The organism is Rhodococcus sp. IEGM 27, assembly GCF_033142305.1.
In the GTDB taxonomy this organism is placed as follows: Bacteria; Actinomycetota; Actinomycetes; order Mycobacteriales; family Mycobacteriaceae; genus Rhodococcus_F; species Rhodococcus_F oxybenzonivorans.
In genome coordinates, this window is record NZ_JAWLSG010000019.1 from 42628 (window position 1) to 61320 (window position 18693).

Consider the following 18693-nt stretch of genomic DNA (forward strand, 5'->3'; position numbering starts at 1 on the left):
CCCGAGCACCTGCACCCGCTTGATCGAGTCGACCCCCAGATCCGCCTCGAGGTCCATCGACGGATCGACCATCTCCACCGGGTAACCGGTCTTGTCCGCCACCACCTCCTGCAACGCGGTCCGCAACGCGGCAGCATCGACGCCGCCGGACGGTGGATTCGTCGGAGTGGGTATGGCGGTGGCCGGGGCCGGATTGTCCGCGAGGATCTCGACGATCTGGTCCAGGGTGCGCAGCGTGCCGAGTTGCTCCGGGCCCAGGCTCGGCAGGTGCGGGAACCGCTCCTGCACCGCCCCGAGCACCTGCACCCGCTTGATCGAGTCGACCCCCAGATCCGCCTCGAGGTCCATCGACGGATCGACCATCTCCATCGGGTAACCGGTCTTGTCCGCCACCACCTCCTGCAACGCGGTCCGCAACGCGACGGCATCGAAGGCTGCGGGCTGGGGGGCGGGTATGTCGGTGGCGGGCGGTGCGGTGGGGGTCGCCGGTGCGGTCGGCGCCGCCGACGGTATCGCGGCCGGGGTGGGCGCGGAGACCGGGGCCGGGATCGGTGCTGGGGCAGGGGTCGTCGGCGTGGGGGCCGATGCCGGCTGCAGTGCCGGGCGCGGCGGCGACGCCGGGAGGTCGGCCCTCGAGGACACCGCGACGGTGGTGCCCGCGGCGGCGGGGGTGTCGAGTTCGGCCAGGTGGCCCAGGATCTCGGTGGCGCGGGCGTGGGTGTGGCTGATGGCCACCCCGTGATCCTTGACGGCCTCGATCGCGCGAACCATCCCGTCGTCGAGCTGAGCGGTGTTCAGGGCGCGGGCCAGTTCCCGGGCGAGTTCGAGTTGGCCGTCGAGGTAATCGTTGTGGGTGGCCACGTGCTGCGACAGTGCGGTATCGAGGCCGGTGCACGGGCCCGCGGGATGCGACACGGTGTTCTCCGTTACTTGGATAGGCAGAGGGGTCGCGGTGACAGTGGGCGACGCCAGCGGGATCGGGGCGGGCTGCGTGGCGGCCGGTTCCAGGGTGGATGCGGCCGGCGCGGTGACCGCTGCGACCTGGTAGCCGTCCGCGAGCGCGTCGGCGTAGGCGCGGCGCCGCTCCTCGGGAATGTATTCCGGGGCAGACAAACTCACGCTCATTCCGCGACGCTCGACCGGTGCCGGAGGAAGGTCGCGGTAGCGGTTGATGCCGTCGAGGGCGAGCCCGAGCACGGCGAGCTGGACCGCGGCCCGCTTGAGGCTGAGATCGCTGTCGCCGAGCGGTCCGCCGTCGGTGGCGATGGCGACGACGTCGTCGTCACCGAGGGTGCGGCGCACCAGGGAGGTCAGGACCTGCTTGGGACCGAATTCGACGAAGACCGTGCACCCGTCCTGACGCATGCGTTCGAGTCCGGTGACGAACTCGACCGGCTGCAGGAGCTGCCCGACCAGGGCGGCGCGGTTGGTGTCGATGTCCGACCCGTAGTGGGCGCCGGGTGAATTCGCGTATACCGGTGCGGCGGGTTCACCGATCCGCACCTCGGCGACGGCGGGTTCGAAGGCGGCGACGGCATGCCCGACGTACGGGGTGTGGAAGGCCGCCGACACCGGCAGCTCGCGGGTGGGAACGCCGCGGTCGGCGCAGGTGCGGGCCAACGCCGCGACCGCCTCGGTGCCACCGCCGACGACGATCTGATCGGGGGCGTTGTGGTTGCACACCCACACGTCGTCCAGGTCGGCGATCAGGGCGTCGACGTCGTCGCGGGCGGCGGCGACGGCGAGCATCGTGCCGGTCTCGGCGCCGGGCTGCGGTGCCATCGCCCGGCCGCGGGCTCGGGCCAGGGTGAAGAAGTCATCGGTGGTCAGGGACCCGGCCGCCCACAGCGCGGTCAGCTCCCCGAAGCTGTGACCGAGGTAGCAGTCGGCGGTGAAGCCCAGCTCGGTGAGGGCGCGGAATTGTCCGGCGGACAGCGCGCCGATGGCCGGCTGCGCGAACTCGGTGCGGCGCAGCAGGGTTTCCTGGGCGTCGCGGTCGGTGTCGTCGAAGACCGGCGGGGGGAACACGACTGCGCCGAGGCGCTGGGGCTCGCCGGCGAACGCTGCATTGGCGCGGTCGAAGGTGTCCGCGACCAGTGGATTGGCCATGACTGCGGCGGTTCCCATGTCGACATACTGGCTGCCCTGGCCGGAGAACAGGGCGCCGATCCGCAGGTCGGGTTGTGCGGCGGCGCGGTAGAAGATGCCCTCGGGGTGGTTCCAGGACTCGACGTCGGGATTCTTCGCGAGTTGGTCGGCGGCGAGTGCGCGCAGGTGAGTCTCGTTGTCCTCGTCGAGGGAGACGAAGCCGATCCGGACGTGATCGGTGGGGATCTCGCCGCCGTCCTGGGAGGGCTGGGTACGGACGAGGTCGGCGAGGGCTGTGACGTCGGATGCGTGCCACAGGTGGGCGGTCGGGGCGGTGTGCAGGGTGCGCCGGTCCGCGGCCGGGTTGGTGTGTTCTTCGAGGACGACGTGGAAGTTGGTGCCCCCGAATCCCATTGCCGAGGCGGCGGCCCGGCGGACCGGACGCTCGGGGTCGCGGATCCAGGGCCGGGTACGGGTGTTGACGTAGTACGGTGCGGCGGCGGTGTCGATGGCCGGGTGGGGTCGATCGACGTTGATGGTGCCGGGCAGCACGCGGTGGTACAGGCCGAGGGCGAGTTTCATGACGCTGGCGGTGCCGGCGGCACCCTTGGTGTGTCCGATCTGGGACTTGACGCTGCCGAGGGCGGCGAAGCGGGGTTCGTCGCTGGCGTCGGCGAGCAGGCCGCCGAGGGCGGTGAGTTCGGTGCGGTCGCCGACCGCGGTGCCGGTGGCGTGCGCCTCGAACAGCTCGACCGAGGCGGGTGAGCAGTCCGCATCCGTGTAGGCGCGGTCGAGTGCGACGCGCTGGCCTTCGGCGCGGGGGGCGTAGATGCTCTTGGAGCGGCCGTCGCTGGAGGAGCCGAGGCCCTTGATGACCGCGTAGATGCGGTTGCCGTCGCGTTCGGCGTCGTCGAGGCGGCGCAGGGCGAGCATGCTGATGCCCTCACCGAGGAGGGTGCCGTTCGCCTGGTCGGAGAAGGGGCTGATCCGCCCGGTCGGAGACAGCGCGCCGACCTTGCTGAAGCACATGTAGATGAAGATCGAGTTCTCGGTGTCCACACCGCCGGTGATCATGGTGTCGGCGCGGCCGTCGAGCAGTTCGGCGATCGCGGTCCGCATCGCGGCCAGTGAGGCGGCGCAGGCGGCGTCGACGGTGCAGTTGATGCCGCCGAGCCCGAACCGGTTCGCGATTCGGCCGGCGACGACGTTCGCGAGCAGCCCGGGGAACGAGTTCTCCTCCCACGGTGCGAAGGCGGTGACGAACTTGTCGGCCAGGACGTTCGCGTCGGTGTCCGACAGTCCGCAGCTACGGGCGACTTCTTTGAGCACCGGGGTCGACAGGCGCGCGGCGAGCGGGTGCATCAGCGGCACCGGCCCGGTGGTGCCGAGCACGACACCGGTCCGGGACGGGTCGTACCAGGTCGAGTCCGGTGCGCCGGCATCGGTGAGCAGGTCGCGGGCAACGCCCAGGCTCAGCGTCTGCATGGTGCTGGTGACGTCGAGCTGGTTGGGTGGCAACCCGAATTCGAGGGGGTCGAAGTCGATGTCGGGGAGGAAGGCGCCGCGGCGGGAGTACGTCTTGTCCGGTGCGGTGCGGTCCTCGTCGTAGTAGTCGTCCAGGCTCCAGCGGGACTCGGGGACGTCCTCGGTGCAGTCGATGCCGTCGACGATGTTCTGCCAGTATTCGCGGTGGTTGCGGGCCTTCGGGAACAGTCCGGACATGCCGACGATGGCGATCGGGTTCCGTGCCAGTCGTCGGTCGTCGAGCCGATCGGGGGTTTCGGCGGTCACGAGGGTCCTCTCGAGGTGCGGGTGGGGCCGCTCAGGCGGCGATGGTGGTGGCGGTGGCGTGCGCGATCAGCTCGGCTGCGGCGGCCGCGAAGTGGCGGTGACCGGTGGGGCTCGGGTGCAGCCCGTCCGAGGTCCACAGCTCGTCGCGGCCCCACTCGGGTGCTGCGGCAAGGTCGAGCAGCAGGGTGCCGGTGTGCGCGGTGACGTCGGCGAGTGCGTGGTTGGCTTCGGTGAACCGCGTGCGCAGCAGGGTCTTGAAGTTGTCCGGGACCGGGAGGCGGGCGGGGATGTCGGGGTAGGTGGCGGTGAGTACTGTCGCGCCGGTGTCTTCGAGGGCGGTGAAGATGGTGCGCAGGTTGCGGGCGAAACGCGCCTCGTCGTAGTCGCTGACGAGGTCGTTGACGCCGACGACGACACCGACGAGCGGTGCCTTCGTGGTCAGGGCCGGGGTCAGTTGGGTGGCGATGACATCGGTGGTGGTGGCGCCGTGGATGCCGAAGTTGTGCACCTTACTCGCGCGCAATCCGAGCTGGGTGGCCAGCCGCGGCGCCCAGCCGCGGTAACCGCCGTGTGGGGCCGGGTCACCGCGGCCCTCGACGAAACTGTCGCCGAGGACGGTCAGTGTGTGGCCGCTCATGCCGGGGTCAGGTGTCGGTCGGATTCGGGCAGGTCAACCTCCGCGTAGAGGTCGGCGAGGTTCTGCGGTGCGAAGAACTCCTCGCCCGGGAGGCCGCCGGCGATGAGCCCGAAGAATTTTCTGGTGTAGGCCGGGCTCTTGGCGGCGGCACGGAACACCGAGTCGTAGTAGGGGGTCAGGGTGAGTTCGGAGATGCTCAGGGTCAACTCGTAGGTGCCGGCGCTCTGCTCGTCGCGGGTGCGCTGGTAGTCGGCGAGGGCCTCGTCCATCGGGCGGCGGCCGCTGAGGCCGTCGTCGATCCGCTCCGACAGCAGCTCGGCGTACTTGAAGGCGTCGGTGATGCCCCACCCGGTGAAGGGGTCCTTGTGGTAGCCGGCGTCGCCGACCAGTGCCCAGCCCGGGCCGAAGGACTGCCGGTAGTAATTGTCCGGGTACAGCATGGGCCGGAACTGTTCTTCACGGGTTCCGTTGTTCCGGAGGTCTTCTCCGTACTTCGGGTCGATGGCGTCGACGATCTCGTTCACGCTGGCGTCGGGATCGGCCCTAAAGTCCCGGAACTTTTCGCGGGGCCGCATCACGGCGACCAGGCTCAGGCCGTCGTTGGTGGGCCAGGACGCGAACTGCTGACGGCCGAATCCGGTGCGGTGGTGCATGCCCCAGTCGATGCCCGAGTAGTAGGAGTAGTAGACGAAGCATCCGCCCGGTGCCCCACGGTAGGTGTCGGCGCCGACCTTCGATGCGACGATCGAGTTCGCCCCGTCCGCGCCGATGACGATGGGGGCGCGGAATTCCAGTGCCGTCCCATCGCCCTCGGTGCCGCGGATGCCGACGACGCGGCCGTCGTGTTCGACCAGGTCGGTGACCGTGAACCGTTCGATCACCTCGACTCCCGCCGCTGCGGCGGCCTCGATGAGGATCTTGTCCAAGACCGTGCGGCGGGGGCAGTACACGGCGTCGATGCCGTCGATGGGATCGGCGAAGCCGTCGAGGGCGATGTCGGTGTAGGAGAAGTTCAGGTGCCGGATCGGAGGGCAGCCGGTGGCGATGACCTTCTCCAGCAGGCCCCAGTCCTTCAGGCGGGACAGGCCGGCCTGGTGGATGTAGTGGGTGGAGACGGTGTCGCTGGGGAAGCTGGCGCGGTCCACCGCGAGCACCCGGTATCCCTTGCGGGCGAGGAGCATCGCCAGCGGTGAACCGGCCACCCGGGCGCCGACAACAATGACGTCATACATTTTCACGGTTCTCCTGTATTCGCGTTTCGTGGTCACCTGCGTCTGGGAACGAGTATCCTTCGGCTCTTACCGTTCCTCTATTCCCGAACCGGTAAATGATCGGGCGATCGCCGGTGACTATTGACGGGAAAATAATTCGAATTTCTTCACGGCAAATTCGACTTCAAGGAAGGTCGAATTCACACTCTCGCCGTATACATGTCACCGATGTCGGTCAGGTAGGCGTTTTCGATGGCGGCCCGGCGTAATTTCAGCGATGAGGTCAACAGTCCGGCCTCGACGGTGAAGTCACCATCGACGACACGGAATTCGCGGATCGACTCGGCGCGGGAGACGAGGGTATTGGCATCGTCGACGGCGACCTGCAACTCGTGCCGCAGGCGGGGATCATCCCGGTCGGCCGATGCGCCGGCGGCCTGCCGCCAGGCCGCCCAGCGGTCGGCATCGAGGGTGAGCAGGGCGCAGATGAAGGCGCGGCCGTCACCGAGGACGATGCAGTTGCTCAACAAGGGGTGCAGCCGGAGCCGGTCTTCCAGAGGTGTGGGGGCGACGTTCTTTCCGCCGCTGGTGACGAGGATTTCCTTGCGACGTCCGGTGATCCGGAGGTAGCCGTCGGTGTCGAGTTCCCCGATGTCGCCGGTGTGCAGCCACCCGTCGCGGTCGGTCGGGGTCTTGTCGGCGGCGGCCCCCCAGTACCCGGGGGTCACGTTGGCGCCCTTGATCAGGACCTCGCCGTCGTCGGCGATCGCGACCGTGGTGCCGGGGATCGGACGGCCCACGGTCTCGAGCCGGTTGGTGGCCGGCTCGTTGACGGTGACCGCGGTCGCGGTCTCGGTCATCCCGTAGCAGTTGAGGATGTGCAGGCCGAAGGCCGCGAAGAATCCGGCCGTCGTGGTGTCGAGGGAGGCGCCGCCGGAGATGACGTGGGTGAGCCGCCCGCCGAGCAGGTCGACGACGGGGCCGGCCGGTTGCCCGGGTGCGGTCTGGCCGCGCAGGATGGCAATCCCCTGCCGCACTGCCACGTCTTCGGCGTCCGCGTCCAGCAGACCACGGGCGGCCTTGCGGATCTTCTCGAGCGCGTAGGGCACGAGGGCGAGAAAGGTTGGCCGCACCCGGGGCAGGACCGGCACCAGGTCGGGGATGGCCGGCAGCAGGTGCATGCGGGTGCCGCCGATCAGGCAGGCGAACAGGATTGTCTGCCCGAACACGTGCGCGAGTGGGAGCGCATGGACGGTCACGGCCTGCCCGCGCTCGCCGCCGCCGAACATGTCCCCGGTGTGGACGACGGTGTTGGCGGCCGCGGCGAACATGTTGCGGTGAGTGAGGATGCACCCCTTCGCGGGACCTGTTGTGCCGCTGGTGTAGACGATCATGGCGTGATCGTCCGCCCGGACAGCGGCGATCCGGGTGTCGAGGTCGCCGCCCTCGGCTCCGTTCGACCAGGTGGCGAGTTCGGTGAACCCCCACACCGTTCTCGCGCCGGCCGCGGTCAGCCGGGCCGCGTCGTGCTCGGTTTCCGCCGCGAAGTAGGTGGCACCGGAGTCGGACAGAATGTGCGCGATCTGCGTGTCGGACGACGTCGGATACACCGGAACCACCACCGCACCGACGGCGAGGGCAGCGAGGTCCACCAACGCCCACTCGACACCGGTCCGGCCGAGGACCGCGACCCGATCACCGGCCTGGACGCCGCGTTCGACGAACGCGGACGCCAACGCCCGGGTGCGGGCATCGAGTCGGGCACAGGACAGCTGCTCACCATCTGCCCCCGCGCACAATGCGATCCGCTCGGGTGCAGCGGCAGCGGCGCCGCCCACCACCGAATACAGCCCCGATTCTTCGGGCAGTGCGACACCATTTCCAGAAAAAGACACAGAGTTCATGGAGATAATTGTTCGGCAGCCGCCCCAGGTCGGCAATGAACAATAAACGAATGCCCGAACGGATATTCCTATCGCCGAAATCAAATAGCGACGAGCCCGTTTTTCATCCTCGGCGTGTCGCCGGAATGGTCGATACAGTCGAGAAAAGAGAACACCGCCGGATTGATTTCCTCCGCCCGCCACACGGCATACAGGTCGATCACCGGAATCGGGTCGAACAGCTTCACCGCCACCGAGCTCGTGCCCATCGCGAGCAGGCCCCCGGAGGAGGCCCGCGGCAAGGAGGCGAATCCCACCAGCGATTTGACCGACACCATGTGTGCCGTCGCACCCGGATCATCCGCCATCTGAACGACATTGAGCGAGATCCTGCTGTCCGATGCGGCACTGAAGATCGAGTCGTACATCGCCGGGCACTGCTCGCGCGCGAACATCACACACGGTTGGGCGGCCAGTTCGGCGAACGGCACCCCGGGCCGGCCCGCCCAGCTGTGCCCCTCCCCCACGACCGCGACCAGTGGAATGTTGCGCAGGACCCGCCGGTACCTAAATTGCGCGGTCCGCGGATGACCGTAAACCAGGGCGACGTCGAGGCCGCCGTCTGCGAGTTCGTCGAGTTGCGGACCAGTACGCTTCTCCCACAATGACACCACGACATCGGGGTTCTCGGAGCTCATCCTGGCCAGGGCGGACGGCAGCACGTGGCGGCTGGCGGGCATGTTGTAGCCGATATTCAACGTGCCCGACCGCCCATCGGCGGTCGCCTTGGCGATCTGTGCGGCCTTGTCCATCTGAGCGATGATCAACCGTGCCTGCGGCTCGAATCCCCGGCCCGCGGCCGTCAGCTTGACTTCGTGCGACGTGCGCGCCACCAGCTGCACCCCCAGGGACTTCTCCAACTTCTGCAGATGAGCACTCAGCGACGGCTGGGTCAGATGCAACCGCGCTGCAGCCCTTCCGAAATGCAGTTCTTCGGCAATAGTGATGAACGAGACGAGATGTCTGAATTCCACAGTCACTCCCCGGTAGCTCGTGACCGAAACGCTAGCGGGAGGCCATAACTCCGGGTGAACTGCGCACACACACCCCGAGCAGTACTCATGAGCACTGCGTGAACCACTCCACGGCTCGTCCCTGTCGGTGTGTGCCCCGTTCTGGTAACCGGCAGGATCACGCAAAGTTCCCATCAGCCACACCGCAAAAGGTGCAACTTGGCTGCTGGATGGATAGCCACATCTACGTCTGATCGGTGGGGACGATAACGATGCCACTCAACGGATCTACGGCAGTGGTGATCGCGACCACGATCATCGCCGGTGCGGTCATAGAGCCGAGCCCGACAAGGAATGCAGCACCCGGACACCCTCCTCTGTTAGGCCAGTCGGTGAGCCGAAGACTTCGAAAAGTGGGGCGGACACAGCCGCCTGAGGCAACCCGTCGGCGTACATCTTCCCCGCCTTGCCCGGCCCCGGCGAACAGTTGGATCGTGTGTGGGCGAGGCGTTCTCGTCGTTCGCGAGGAAAGGGCAACCCGCGCCCGCGGGCGGGCGTGGAGGCGGTCCAAGCCGCGTCGTTGCTGGCTATTCCGAAGTGCGCGCCGTGGACGCATCGTCGTTGGCGGATTCCATCATGGCGAGCGTTCACTCCAAGAGCATCGATGCGATCTTCGATATCAGGGGTCGGCCTGCCAGAGGGAGTGTGGCGATCAGTGGTGACGAGGCCGCGGGAGCCGGGATGACCGCCGACAGGGTTGGCGGACTGGCGCGTATGGGCGACAACACGAACTTCACCACCCCGCTGATGCGGCTGCAGAACCCGCACGAAACGAAGATCCTGCTCGTCACGCTCGCCGAAACCACCCCGCGCCTCTAAGCCGAAGGCCTGCAGGCCGATCTGCAGCGCGCCGGCATTGCGCCGTGGACCTGGGTGATCAACAACTCGATTGCCGCAGCGATGCCCACCTCGGCGCTGCTGCAGCAGCGGGCCGCCACCGAACTCGACGAAATCAGCGATATCGCCGCCGAACATCCGCGGCGTGCGGTCGTGCCGATGCTGGCCGCCGAACCCACCGGAATCGACGCCCTGACCTCACTCGCCTCATTTGCCGCGGGCTCCACCACGTGCCTCACCTGACCGAACGCCGTGACCCTGCGTGCGGCGACGGTGAATCGGCTGAATCGACAGCCTCCTGTCCCGGTTTCCCCCGATCCGAAGCTTCACGGAACCCTCACCCGGCTGACAAGCCGAAAATCAGGCGAGGGTAGTGGGCGACACCTCGTCGATCGAGGCGAGCGCGACGACCGCCATGGTGTGCGGCAGACCGATCTGCCGCCACTGCGCGGTGATGGTCAACGCCCGCACCGGCGGTCGTTCGCCGAGCCAGTACCGCGGCTCCGTGCGGTAGGTGCACAGCCCGCCGGCGCAGCCTTGCACATCCGGTGTCGGCAGGAACGGGTCCGCGAAAACGGTACGTTCGATTCCCGCCCGCACCTCGAGGTACGACCACCGGCCCGACTCATCGGCGGGGTCGGTCAAGGGCCGCGTCTGATATTGGGCCAGCTCGGCCGCCCTGCCGGTGGCGGTCAGGGCGACGTGCACGCCGAGACCGGACGCGAACGCCACGACCTGAACCAGCTCGACCGTGAGATGGGTGTCCGCGGCTAACAGTCGCCGGCCATGCACCCGCACACCGCCGCAGGACGGCGGTGCGATCTCGGGCCAGCGTGGTCTGCGCACGGCCTCGATGGTGCCCCTCACCGTCGTCGGCGGCAACGGCACGCCTGCGTGAAAGGGTGGCAGTTTCAGCGTTGTTCACCGTTTGTTCATCTAAGCTGCGGCTGGGTACTCGAGGTGTGTCGGGCCGTCCGGATCGATTCGACCGGCGACGTGCTGAACGTCGAAACGTGGTGAGGTGTGATCGAATTATGCTCGAGGCGCAGCGTGAGAGAGAAGACAAGTACGAGGTAGGTCTGGATTTCGCGGTCCCGGATCTCGCGAGAATGCTACCCGCCGACGGCCGCATCGAGCAGGCGACGATCAACCTGGACAGCGTCTACTACGACACCGCGGATCAGGATCTGTTCCGTCACCATGTAACGCTCCGCCGCCGGTCCGGGGGCTCCGACGCCGGCTGGCACCTGAAGGTCCCGGCGGACAAGGCCCGCACCGAGCTCCGGCTTCCTCCCAGCAACGGGGACAGCATCCCTGCCGAGCTGGCCGAGTTGGCCGCGGGCGTGACTCTTGGCAAATCCTTGCACCCGGTGGCGATGATCTCGACCGTCCGGAGCGCGCACCGCCTCTACGACCATCACGGCACCCTGTTGGCCGAGGTGGCCGATGACCGGGTTCAGGCAACCGCACTCGGGGAGAGCGCCCAGGCCACCGTGTGGCGTGAGGTCGAGGTCGAACTCGGTGAGGCCGGTGACGAAAAACTGCTCAAACGCATCGGTAAACGTCTCAGCCGCGGCGACGCACATCCCTCGCACCGCCGATCGAAACTGGATCGGGCACTGTCGGCCGACCACCAGGCGACCGCTCCGGACGCGGACCGCACCGCGCGGGCGGTGTTGCTCGAGTACCTCGATGCACAGGTGCAGGCGATCATCGCAGGTGATGTGGCACTGCGGGGTGGCCGCGACCCGATCCATCCGACCCGCGTCGGCATCCGGCGATTGCGCAGCACCCTGCGTGTGTACAGCGGCATGTTCGACCCGGCAGCACGGGACTGGCTCGATGCCGAGTTGTCTTGGTACGCCGGACTGCTCGGTCAGGTCCGGGACCGGCAGGTGCAACGGGAGAGGTTCGCGGCCGCGGTCGCGGCCCTCCCGACGGAACTGGTGCTGGGGCCGGTGGCGGCCCGGATCGAAAACGATCTACTCGCCGAACAACTCCATCATCGCGCCGCGGTGATGGAGGCCCTGGGCGGTGACCGCTACCGGGAATTGCTGACGGCTCTGACCGCCTGGCGAACGAGTCCTCCACTGGCTGAGGAGGTGACCGGACGCCGGTCGATCGAGCGCGGGGCCCGGCGGGCGGGGCGGAAGGCGGTCAAGCGTGTGGTCGGCGCCGCGGCCGGTACCGATGACGCGGCACTGCACCGGGCACGCAAGGCCGCCAAACGCGCCCGCTACGCCGCCGAACTCGCACAACCCGTCCTCGGGAAGAAAAAGGCGAAGAAGAAGGTAGCCACCTACAAGAAAATGCAGGAAGTGCTCGGCGAGCACCAGGACAGCGTCGTCGCCGCCGACATCTTGCGGGGACTCGGTGCCCGCGCCGGCACCACGCCGGGAGAGAATGGCTTCACCTTCGGTCTGCTGTACGGACTCGAGCAGCAGGCGGCCCGGCAGGCCCGCGTGAACGCCGCCCGATTGGTCGGCTAGACGGACAGCAGCGCCCTGCGTGCGGGAAGGGGCACCGCAAAACACCGTTGATCCTCGACAGCGCGGTCGGTGCAGAATCACATTCGAGGCAGACGCCGACAGTCCCCGGCCGTCGGCGTCCAGCGCTGCGAGGCACAGTCTTTCTCTCGCCCGCGTGGCGCGTGCCTGACCAGGATGAGCATTCTCACACTTCGCCACCGCAGGGCCTCGGTTGTCGGTCGGCGACGGCGATGAGTCGGTGACGAGTCGCACCCGGCAATGATCTGTCGTCGCAGCGCCGCGGGCAGTAGTGCTGGTATGTCACGTTCCTCGGTGTACCGATCGGCGACCCTGGAGATGGCCCGGACCGAGTTAGGGGTGTCAAATGGAGTTTGCCCCCACCGCTCAGCTGGGCAGAAGATAGTTGAATGACGAACGATGAAGAACAGCTCCACGTCGAACGGGTCATCGATCGACTCGATGCGCGTTATCCGGACGTTCCCCGGGAGAGCATCGAGCAGGTGGTGCTCTCGGTGCACGGGCACTTCGCGAACGGGAAGGTACGCGACTTCGTGCCCCTACTCGTCGAGCGGGCCGCCCGCGAGAAGATTCAGAACCTGGTGCTCTCGTAGGCGTCGCCGCCGGCTGAACAAGGCCGCGACACCAACCCGGGCAAGTCGCCCCTTCGCCTCTGCGTTCGCCCACCGGCGCACAAGCGGCCAATCCCGCCCCTAGGATTGAGGGCTCCGGCCGGCCCGGCCCGGCCCGTGCAATCGTCGATGACCACACCCGAGGTGGTGGGCAACGGTGTCGGGAGTTCCGGATCGAGTGAGGACGGGAGTTCCACCGGTCGACACGAATCTTCCCGGACGGACCTCCGCGGCAGCCGCCGATCTTCAGCTATCTGGGCAGCCTCGACTCACGCTCTTGCAGGGAGAAACCCACGCCCCTCGTCGTGTGGACTGTGTGTGGCGCACCGATCGACGCCAACTTCTGGCGGAGCGAGGAAATGTAGGTATTGAGGACCTTTTTCGTTCTCGATTCGCCGGCGACTCCCCACACGATCAGGAGGAGATGCTGACGCAGAACCAGGCGGCCGGCATTCATGGCCAACACGACCATGAGGTTGAATTCCGTCTGGGTGAGGGTCCTGCGCAATCCATGGCGTTCGACAGTTCTGCACCCCCAGTTCAGGTTCAGACCCGGCACGTCGGTCGGCGGCATCGGGTGCGGGATGGATTTTGCGCGGCGAAGGATCGCACGAATCCGGGCAACGAATTCCTCCTCACTCACCTGCACGTCGAGGACATCATCGGCGCCCGCCTCGAGAGCGGCGATCCGCTGACGGCTCGAACGACCCTGATCGATCACGACGACTGCGCCCCCGAATCGGGTGGCCCTCAGAGTCCGTACCGCGCCATGTGCTTGACGTTGCGACCGTAGGTCGAGGACCGCCACATCGATAGCGTCGACACCGGCCGTTCGCGCGCGGCCGAGGAGGAGTTGTCCTACAGCCACGTCGATGAGCAACACGCACACAGGGGCTGAGGCTGGGACGCTGAATGAGTTCACACGCATTCCTTGGGATTGCCTTCAGACGACTGTTTTCGATCCACAACGGGCAAGCTGCGTCGGATACGCCTTCGTCGGATCCATCAGTGCCGCCACCTCGCTTCGCCGATACGATCGCACGGATCCGGATCCTTCGCTCCCTGACCCCGGCAAACCCCGACGCGGCGTCCCGGACGGCGCCTCACGCACGTGGCTCCGGTGGTGCGGGCTCGGTGGTCGCACACCCCACCGGTGGGCAGGCAGAAAAAGCCTGGACTGCGACCCCGCGAGATACGAGGTCGCAGACCTTCGGCTCACACCGTCTCAAGTGGCGCCTGGTCGTCGTCGGTCGAGCGACGGCTCCACAGCGCCGGCAGAATCCATAAACCGAAGAACATCAGCATGGCCACTGCTGCCGCGATCACCCCGGTAGGCATGTTCACCACGAAGCCGAAGATCAACAGGACGACACCGACGAGGGCGAAACCCAAGACGGCGATGCCGCCGATCGCCAGTCGCTGTCCGGTCGCGACGAGGGTGGGAAGGGCATGCTGGCGGAACAGCAGTCGGTGTATCCCGACCGGTGCCACCAGCATCATCGTCGCGGTGACCGAGAGAGCGACGGTGACGACGTAGATCACCTCCTGAATGTCGGACAGTTCCTCGAAACGCTGCTGGAACGGCAGGGTCAGCAGGAATCCGGTCAGGAGTTGGACACCGGTCTGCGCGACACGCAGTTCCTGTAGCAGGTTGCTCCAGTTGCGGTCGAGGCGCTGAGTTTCCGTTTCGTGCCGGACCCGGCGATTCCATGCGGCGTCGTCCCGGGCATCCGTGCCGTCCATTCCCAGGAATTACCCGATTTTGTGGCACGGAACCGACCCCGCGATGCTGTCACCGGCGCGGGCCCACGCATTCCAAGTGCCCGTGCACATGGGCGGGCCCAACCCCGTACCGGTGGTATACACCCGTCCGGCCAGCGGGGCCGACGAGGTCCGGCGCACGTCCGTGATTCGAGGACTTCTCGGTGACATGTTGACGATCGCCACGCTCGGGCCGCGTTCGTGTTCCGCCCACTCTGCCATCAGACACCGACGGCACGAAAGCGAGCCGAAGTCGGGCACCTCGTCTCGACGGCGGCGGACCGCTGACCGGTGCAGCAACGTGGCTTCTTCAAGGGCAGTCCGGGTCTCGCGTGGAAGTGTCATCAGGCAATTCGGTGCACTGCTGCGTGTGCGGGGACTACACGGGATCAGCTCCGGCGCCAATCACCTCTCGAACTGTATTGCCCCGGTGAGGGTGTTGACACCGGGGCAGGCCTCGACTCGCTACCAGCACGCCTTGTCACATCTGGTGCAGCACCGTGCCGGACAGTCCGGCCGACACCGATGTGCAGACTGTGCGCGGGCAGTTGACCCCTGCCTGTCTGAACAGCTTAGGGATTCGGCGGTGATCCGGTCAGGCCGCGGACGAGGCGAGCGCGCGCACGGGGCGCCGACGACCGGTCGTGGTGACGACGTACCCGGCAGCGATCACCAGGGCGACCGGCCACTCGAGGATCCCCAGTGCGGCGAGCGTGGTCAGCGCGGCCAGATACGCGGTCTGTTCGGGGGTGGGGATCGGGAGGTGCCCCACACCTGGCAGGGCGACGGCGAACCGCTCGGCCCGGTGGACCCGGTCGCGGAGTGTTCGGCGGGCGTCGTCGCCGCGCGTGTGATCGCTCTCGTGTTCGGCCAGCGGGTCGTCGAGCGTGCGGCGTGCCAGACGGTGACCGATCCACAGTCCGGCGGCCGCCCCGCCGAGCACGGGTTCGGCGCCCTGGAAGGGAATGCTCGTCAACAGCAGCACTGCACCGAGCAGTGAACTGCCGGTGGACAGTTCCACGCCCCGGCGGCTGGCCGTCCGCGCCGCCGGTACGGCACAAAGAATCCGCCAGCCGATCGCCGGGTCACCGACCAACAGATCGGCGTACCAGGGCGGGTCCTGGTCGTCGACGACACCGATACCCACGTCCGCCGCCGCGAGGGCATGCGGGGCGTGCGCGGCGATCACGGCAACGGTGGCGCCCCCGCTCTGCAGCTGTTCGACGGCGTCGTGCAGCGCTGTGTCGGGGGCGTCGGCGGGCTCGTGCAGTTCGTCGAACATCGCCTGCCCGTCGCCGAGAGCCGGGATCCGGAGGGAGACCGTGTGGATACCGGCGCGCCGGAGGTAGGTGAGCACGCCTGCGTCGGGCCCGGCCGGTGGCAGGATCTGCGGGTCGATCACCACGGCGTCGACCCGATCGAGGCGTCGCAACGCCTGGGGCCGCAGCGGCAGCACTGCGTGTCGGTCGGCCAGGCCCCGGCCGAGGGTCGCGGCGAACGACTCCCGGGCGGTGCGGGTCGCGGCCGGGGCGGCGACGATCACCGCGGCGCCGGTCACGCCGAGATCGCCGGTGGCCGCCTCGGCGACCACTGCGGCGGCGGGGGCAGCGAATGCGGACCGGGTGGCGTGGCGTTCGACCGGTCCGACCGGGAGCGTGCGCGGACGGTGTGAGTGCTGCGGCGGATGGTCGTCGCCGGCGCGGCGGGCCAGCGCCGGTTCGCTCCGTTGCCAGGCTTGGCGGGCCGACCAGGTCTCGGCCGTCAGCGTTGCCCGGATCAACACGCTCACGGCCAGTGAGGCAGGGTTCTGGGTCAGTGTCAGTGTCGCCGCCCCGGCGGTCGCGAGGACCACATCGGTCGCCTCCGGTCCGAGCCGGTTGTCAATGATGCGCCGGATCCGGGGCTGGTAGTCGGCGGAGATGACGGCCGCGGCCACCGCTGCGGGTAGCCGCGGCAACCGCAGGGCCGCCGCGGCCACCGACACGCCCAGTCCCACTCCGGTGGTCACCAGCGCTGCCACCCGTCCGGCGAGGACGACGTCGTCACCGGGTAGATCGAGCGGCCGCTCGTGTTCCGGTGCGCGAAATAAGTTTTCGGCGTCGCATACGGTATCGCAGAGCCGCGTCAGCGACGGCGCCTCCTCGCCGGTGGTGACGATTACCCGGGACAGTGCGTAGTTGAGGTCTGCTGCGCTCACGCCGGGCAGGGCGCGCAGGGCGGCGAGGACTGCGGTGCCGACACGGGAACCCTCGGGGGTGTCGAGCCCGCGGACCTCCATCCAGATTCGGTCGAATCCGCACCAGTATCGGCGAGACGGTGCGCCCCCGAGGAATTCCCGTGCCATGTCCCGCGCCGAGACCGCGCCTCCCCGCAGGGGTGCGGTGGCCAGGCTCATCCCGACGCCGGCCACCGTGGCGGCGCCGGTGACGGCGCCGGTCACGGTCGTGTCCACCAGCGTGGTGCCGAGCGAGGCGCCGGCCTGCAGGCCCCGCCTGGCTACTCGGGCCGGCAGCAGAACCGGTCCGGTGAGGTATGCGCTCAGGCTCATGACGCTGGTCGAAGCGACGAACTGCTCACTCGTGGCCGGGCGACGGCACCGCCGTTAATGGCGACTTCGACTTCGACTTCGACTTCGACGTGGACGTGGCGGCGGACTTCACACGTGCAGCCCTTGCGCGTGTGCCGGAATCGGAAGTGCGGCCGCGGATCTTGTCCACCGAGATCAGCCCCATCCCGGCTCCTCCGCGCAGACCGGTTTCGGCGCCCCGGAACAGGCCCTTGACCGCTCCGAGCGTGCCGCATTTCGTCTGACTGGATCGACAAGAAGACCGTGGGGGTCACCTCGTCACCGTTTGCCGCGGCCCATTCTGTCATAGCCACAATCAGTGGGTTCGTGAAACATGCCTCCGCAACGAGCTGGAGGTTGAGCGAGATCCAGACAGGGTCTCCATTGACGAAGTTCTCGCCGAAGGCTTGCGCGGTGGGGGGATACAACGGGTTGATGTAGCGCTGACGGCGCATATCGGTGAAACCCGCCGGGTCGTTGTACTGGGAGGCAAAGTACTTCGATAGCGACTGCACCTGGGTCGTGTGGCGAACTTCGTCCTCGACCTGATTCAGGTAGCCATTGCGAAGTTCCGGCGACCGCGTAGTGTCATACAAGGCAGCAGAACCGCACATCGCGGTGTACTCGCCGAGCTCCAATGCTCCCGAAAGGAGTTTCATCATCTCGCCCCATCGGGGTTCGACCCGTCGGCCCGCTTCCAACCTCGACAGTGCGTCCTGCAACGAGCCGTACTGACGCTGATCCTTCTCAGCCTCCATCCGAGCGTAGTCACGGACGATCAGCTTGAACTGTTCCTGCGCGTTGGGATCGTATGTGTACTTCGTCGGATACTTGCCACGGAGTGTGTCGGAGTCCCAACCCAGATCCATAAGCCACTTGTGCACATCCTGGCCATCGAGCTTGAGATCTCCGTTGGTGGCAGTCGTGCGAGGCAGCATGCTCGTCATGGGCCCTCTCCTTTAGCTCATCGATGTCTTAGGGCATTACGGTCTCAGTGCGCCCTTAGCGGTCTCTCCCTCGTCTGGAGAACAAGACCGTCGCACATTCCCGGATAGTCTCCGGACTATGACCAAAGTCTCGTCCGATCGGGACGGTAGGGTCAAGGTTTCCGCGAACAGTCCATCCAGTTGGAGCCGAAAACCCGTCCATGAGGTCAGGTATTGCCCCTCCGCGTGACCGACAAACCCCATCCCACCGGACTACGAAATATGCGAGACCGAATCGGATGAACCCGGGCCAGTGATGAGACTGGTCGCGGAGTCGCGGAGAAATTCCCACGACCGCCCCTGTGACGGCGACTGTCTCAGATCTCGGGTTGGCCGGCGAGGATGGATCCGGGGTAGTGGACAACGACCGGGGCACTCGAGAAGAGCGCCTTCGGCGTGAACACGGAACTCTTCACCGCAGGTATTTTGGTGGTGTAAGTATGCGATCGCGGCTGTTGTCACAATGTCTGCGGATGACACTGTGGCCCATCCTTAGCTTAGGATCTGGGCCCGGGCATCCCATCTGCCGTGGCCGATGGGGTTGCTGGACAATGTCGGGTCGCTTGTGCCGCCGACAAACGGAACTCAATGCCGGCCCGTTACCTTGCCGAATTGCAGTGCGCTAGGTCTCGACGAATGTGCCAGGGTCTGCCCGGTTGACCGCGACCTTCACAGGTATGCCGCCCACATTGATCCAGGTCGGATCACATGAGGCGCTGCTGGTAGACGCAGAGTTGATGGC

The 18693-nt window shown here is 67.3% G+C and carries 12 protein-coding genes and 1 pseudogene; 3 read left to right on the top strand and 10 right to left on the bottom strand.

Annotated features, from left to right (window positions below):
- The 5 genes from R4P95_RS31935 to R4P95_RS31955 all read right to left on the bottom strand — a co-directional run.
- Nucleotides 1-3879 (bottom strand): beta-ketoacyl synthase N-terminal-like domain-containing protein (locus R4P95_RS31935; protein ID WP_317753894.1); only part of this gene is annotated, 3879 nt, incomplete at its 3' end.
- 31 nt (nucleotides 3880-3910) lie between these two features.
- Nucleotides 3911-4516, bottom strand: coding sequence for an SGNH/GDSL hydrolase family protein (locus tag R4P95_RS31940; protein ID WP_317747773.1), 606 nt, complete (start codon nucleotides 4514-4516; stop codon nucleotides 3911-3913).
- Nucleotides 4513-5748, bottom strand: coding sequence for an NAD(P)/FAD-dependent oxidoreductase (locus tag R4P95_RS31945; RefSeq protein ID WP_317747774.1), 1236 nt, complete (start codon nucleotides 5746-5748; stop codon nucleotides 4513-4515). The genes R4P95_RS31940 and R4P95_RS31945 overlap by 4 nt, the downstream gene beginning before the upstream one ends.
- Nucleotides 5749-5927: 179 nt before the next feature.
- Nucleotides 5928-7631: an AMP-dependent synthetase/ligase gene (locus tag R4P95_RS31950; protein WP_317747775.1), complete on the bottom strand. Its 1704-nt coding sequence runs from the start codon at nucleotides 7629-7631 to the stop codon at nucleotides 5928-5930.
- 80 nt (nucleotides 7632-7711) lie between these two features.
- On the bottom strand, nucleotides 7712-8644 hold the full coding sequence (locus tag R4P95_RS31955; RefSeq protein ID WP_317747776.1) for a LysR family transcriptional regulator: 933 nt from the start codon (nucleotides 8642-8644) through the stop codon (nucleotides 7712-7714).
- A 750-nt stretch (nucleotides 8645-9394) separates the two neighbouring features.
- Here R4P95_RS31955 and R4P95_RS31960 point away from each other — a divergent pair.
- A pseudogene (locus R4P95_RS31960) lies at nucleotides 9395-9763 on the top strand (arsenical pump-driving ATPase); the annotation flags it as partial.
- A 117-nt stretch (nucleotides 9764-9880) separates the two neighbouring features.
- On the opposite strand, the gene R4P95_RS31965 reads toward R4P95_RS31960, so the two are convergent.
- Nucleotides 9881-10366, bottom strand: coding sequence for a serine/threonine protein kinase (locus tag R4P95_RS31965; RefSeq protein WP_317747777.1), 486 nt, complete (start codon nucleotides 10364-10366; stop codon nucleotides 9881-9883).
- A 188-nt stretch (nucleotides 10367-10554) separates the two neighbouring features.
- On the opposite strand from R4P95_RS31965, the gene R4P95_RS31970 reads away from it, so the two are divergent.
- Entirely contained in the window at nucleotides 10555-12009 is a 1455-nt protein-coding gene (locus R4P95_RS31970) for a CYTH and CHAD domain-containing protein (protein WP_317747778.1), read from the top strand.
- A 407-nt stretch (nucleotides 12010-12416) separates the two neighbouring features.
- Nucleotides 12417-12620 (top strand): three-helix bundle dimerization domain-containing protein, encoded by a 204-nt coding sequence (locus tag R4P95_RS31975; protein WP_317747779.1) that lies wholly within the window; start codon nucleotides 12417-12419, stop codon nucleotides 12618-12620.
- A gap of 268 nt (nucleotides 12621-12888) precedes the next feature.
- On the opposite strand, the gene R4P95_RS31980 is transcribed toward R4P95_RS31975, so the two are convergent.
- The 4 genes from R4P95_RS31980 to R4P95_RS31995 form a co-directional block, all read right to left on the bottom strand.
- On the bottom strand, nucleotides 12889-13566 hold the full coding sequence (locus R4P95_RS31980) for a response regulator transcription factor (protein ID WP_397517780.1): 678 nt from the start codon (nucleotides 13564-13566) through the stop codon (nucleotides 12889-12891).
- Nucleotides 13567-13853: 287 nt separating this feature from the next.
- The gene (locus R4P95_RS31985) at nucleotides 13854-14381 is read right to left on the bottom strand and encodes a DUF6328 family protein (RefSeq protein WP_317747781.1); all 528 of its coding nucleotides are present in this window, start codon (nucleotides 14379-14381) and stop codon (nucleotides 13854-13856) included.
- A gap of 613 nt (nucleotides 14382-14994) precedes the next feature.
- The gene (locus R4P95_RS31990) at nucleotides 14995-16947 is read right to left on the bottom strand and encodes a metal transporter (protein WP_317753895.1); all 1953 of its coding nucleotides are present in this window, start codon (nucleotides 16945-16947) and stop codon (nucleotides 14995-14997) included.
- Nucleotides 16944-17912 (bottom strand): hypothetical protein, encoded by a 969-nt coding sequence (locus R4P95_RS31995; RefSeq protein ID WP_317840524.1) that lies wholly within the window; start codon nucleotides 17910-17912, stop codon nucleotides 16944-16946. The genes R4P95_RS31990 and R4P95_RS31995 overlap by 4 nt, the downstream gene beginning before the upstream one ends.
- Nucleotides 17913-18693 lie beyond the last annotated feature (781 nt).

Coding starts and splice junctions, on each gene's coding strand:
- R4P95_RS31950 (WP_317747775.1), bottom strand. CDS start 7,631: ATGAACTCTGTGTCTTTTTCTGGAAATGGTGTCGCACTGCCCGAAGAA.
- R4P95_RS31995 (WP_317840524.1), bottom strand. CDS start 17,912: ATGACGAGCATGCTGCCTCGCACGACTGCCACCAACGGAGATCTCAAG.
- R4P95_RS31945 (WP_317747774.1), bottom strand. CDS start 5,748: ATGTATGACGTCATTGTTGTCGGCGCCCGGGTGGCCGGTTCACCGCTG.
- R4P95_RS31980 (WP_397517780.1), bottom strand. CDS start 13,566: ATGCGTGTGAACTCATTCAGCGTCCCAGCCTCAGCCCCTGTGTGCGTG.
- R4P95_RS31985 (WP_317747781.1), bottom strand. CDS start 14,381: ATGGACGGCACGGATGCCCGGGACGACGCCGCATGGAATCGCCGGGTC.
- R4P95_RS31970 (WP_317747778.1), top strand. CDS start 10,555: ATGCTCGAGGCGCAGCGTGAGAGAGAAGACAAGTACGAGGTAGGTCTG.
- R4P95_RS31975 (WP_317747779.1), top strand. CDS start 12,417: ATGACGAACGATGAAGAACAGCTCCACGTCGAACGGGTCATCGATCGA.
- R4P95_RS31940 (WP_317747773.1), bottom strand. CDS start 4,516: ATGAGCGGCCACACACTGACCGTCCTCGGCGACAGTTTCGTCGAGGGC.
- R4P95_RS31990 (WP_317753895.1), bottom strand. CDS start 16,947: ATGAGCCTGAGCGCATACCTCACCGGACCGGTTCTGCTGCCGGCCCGA.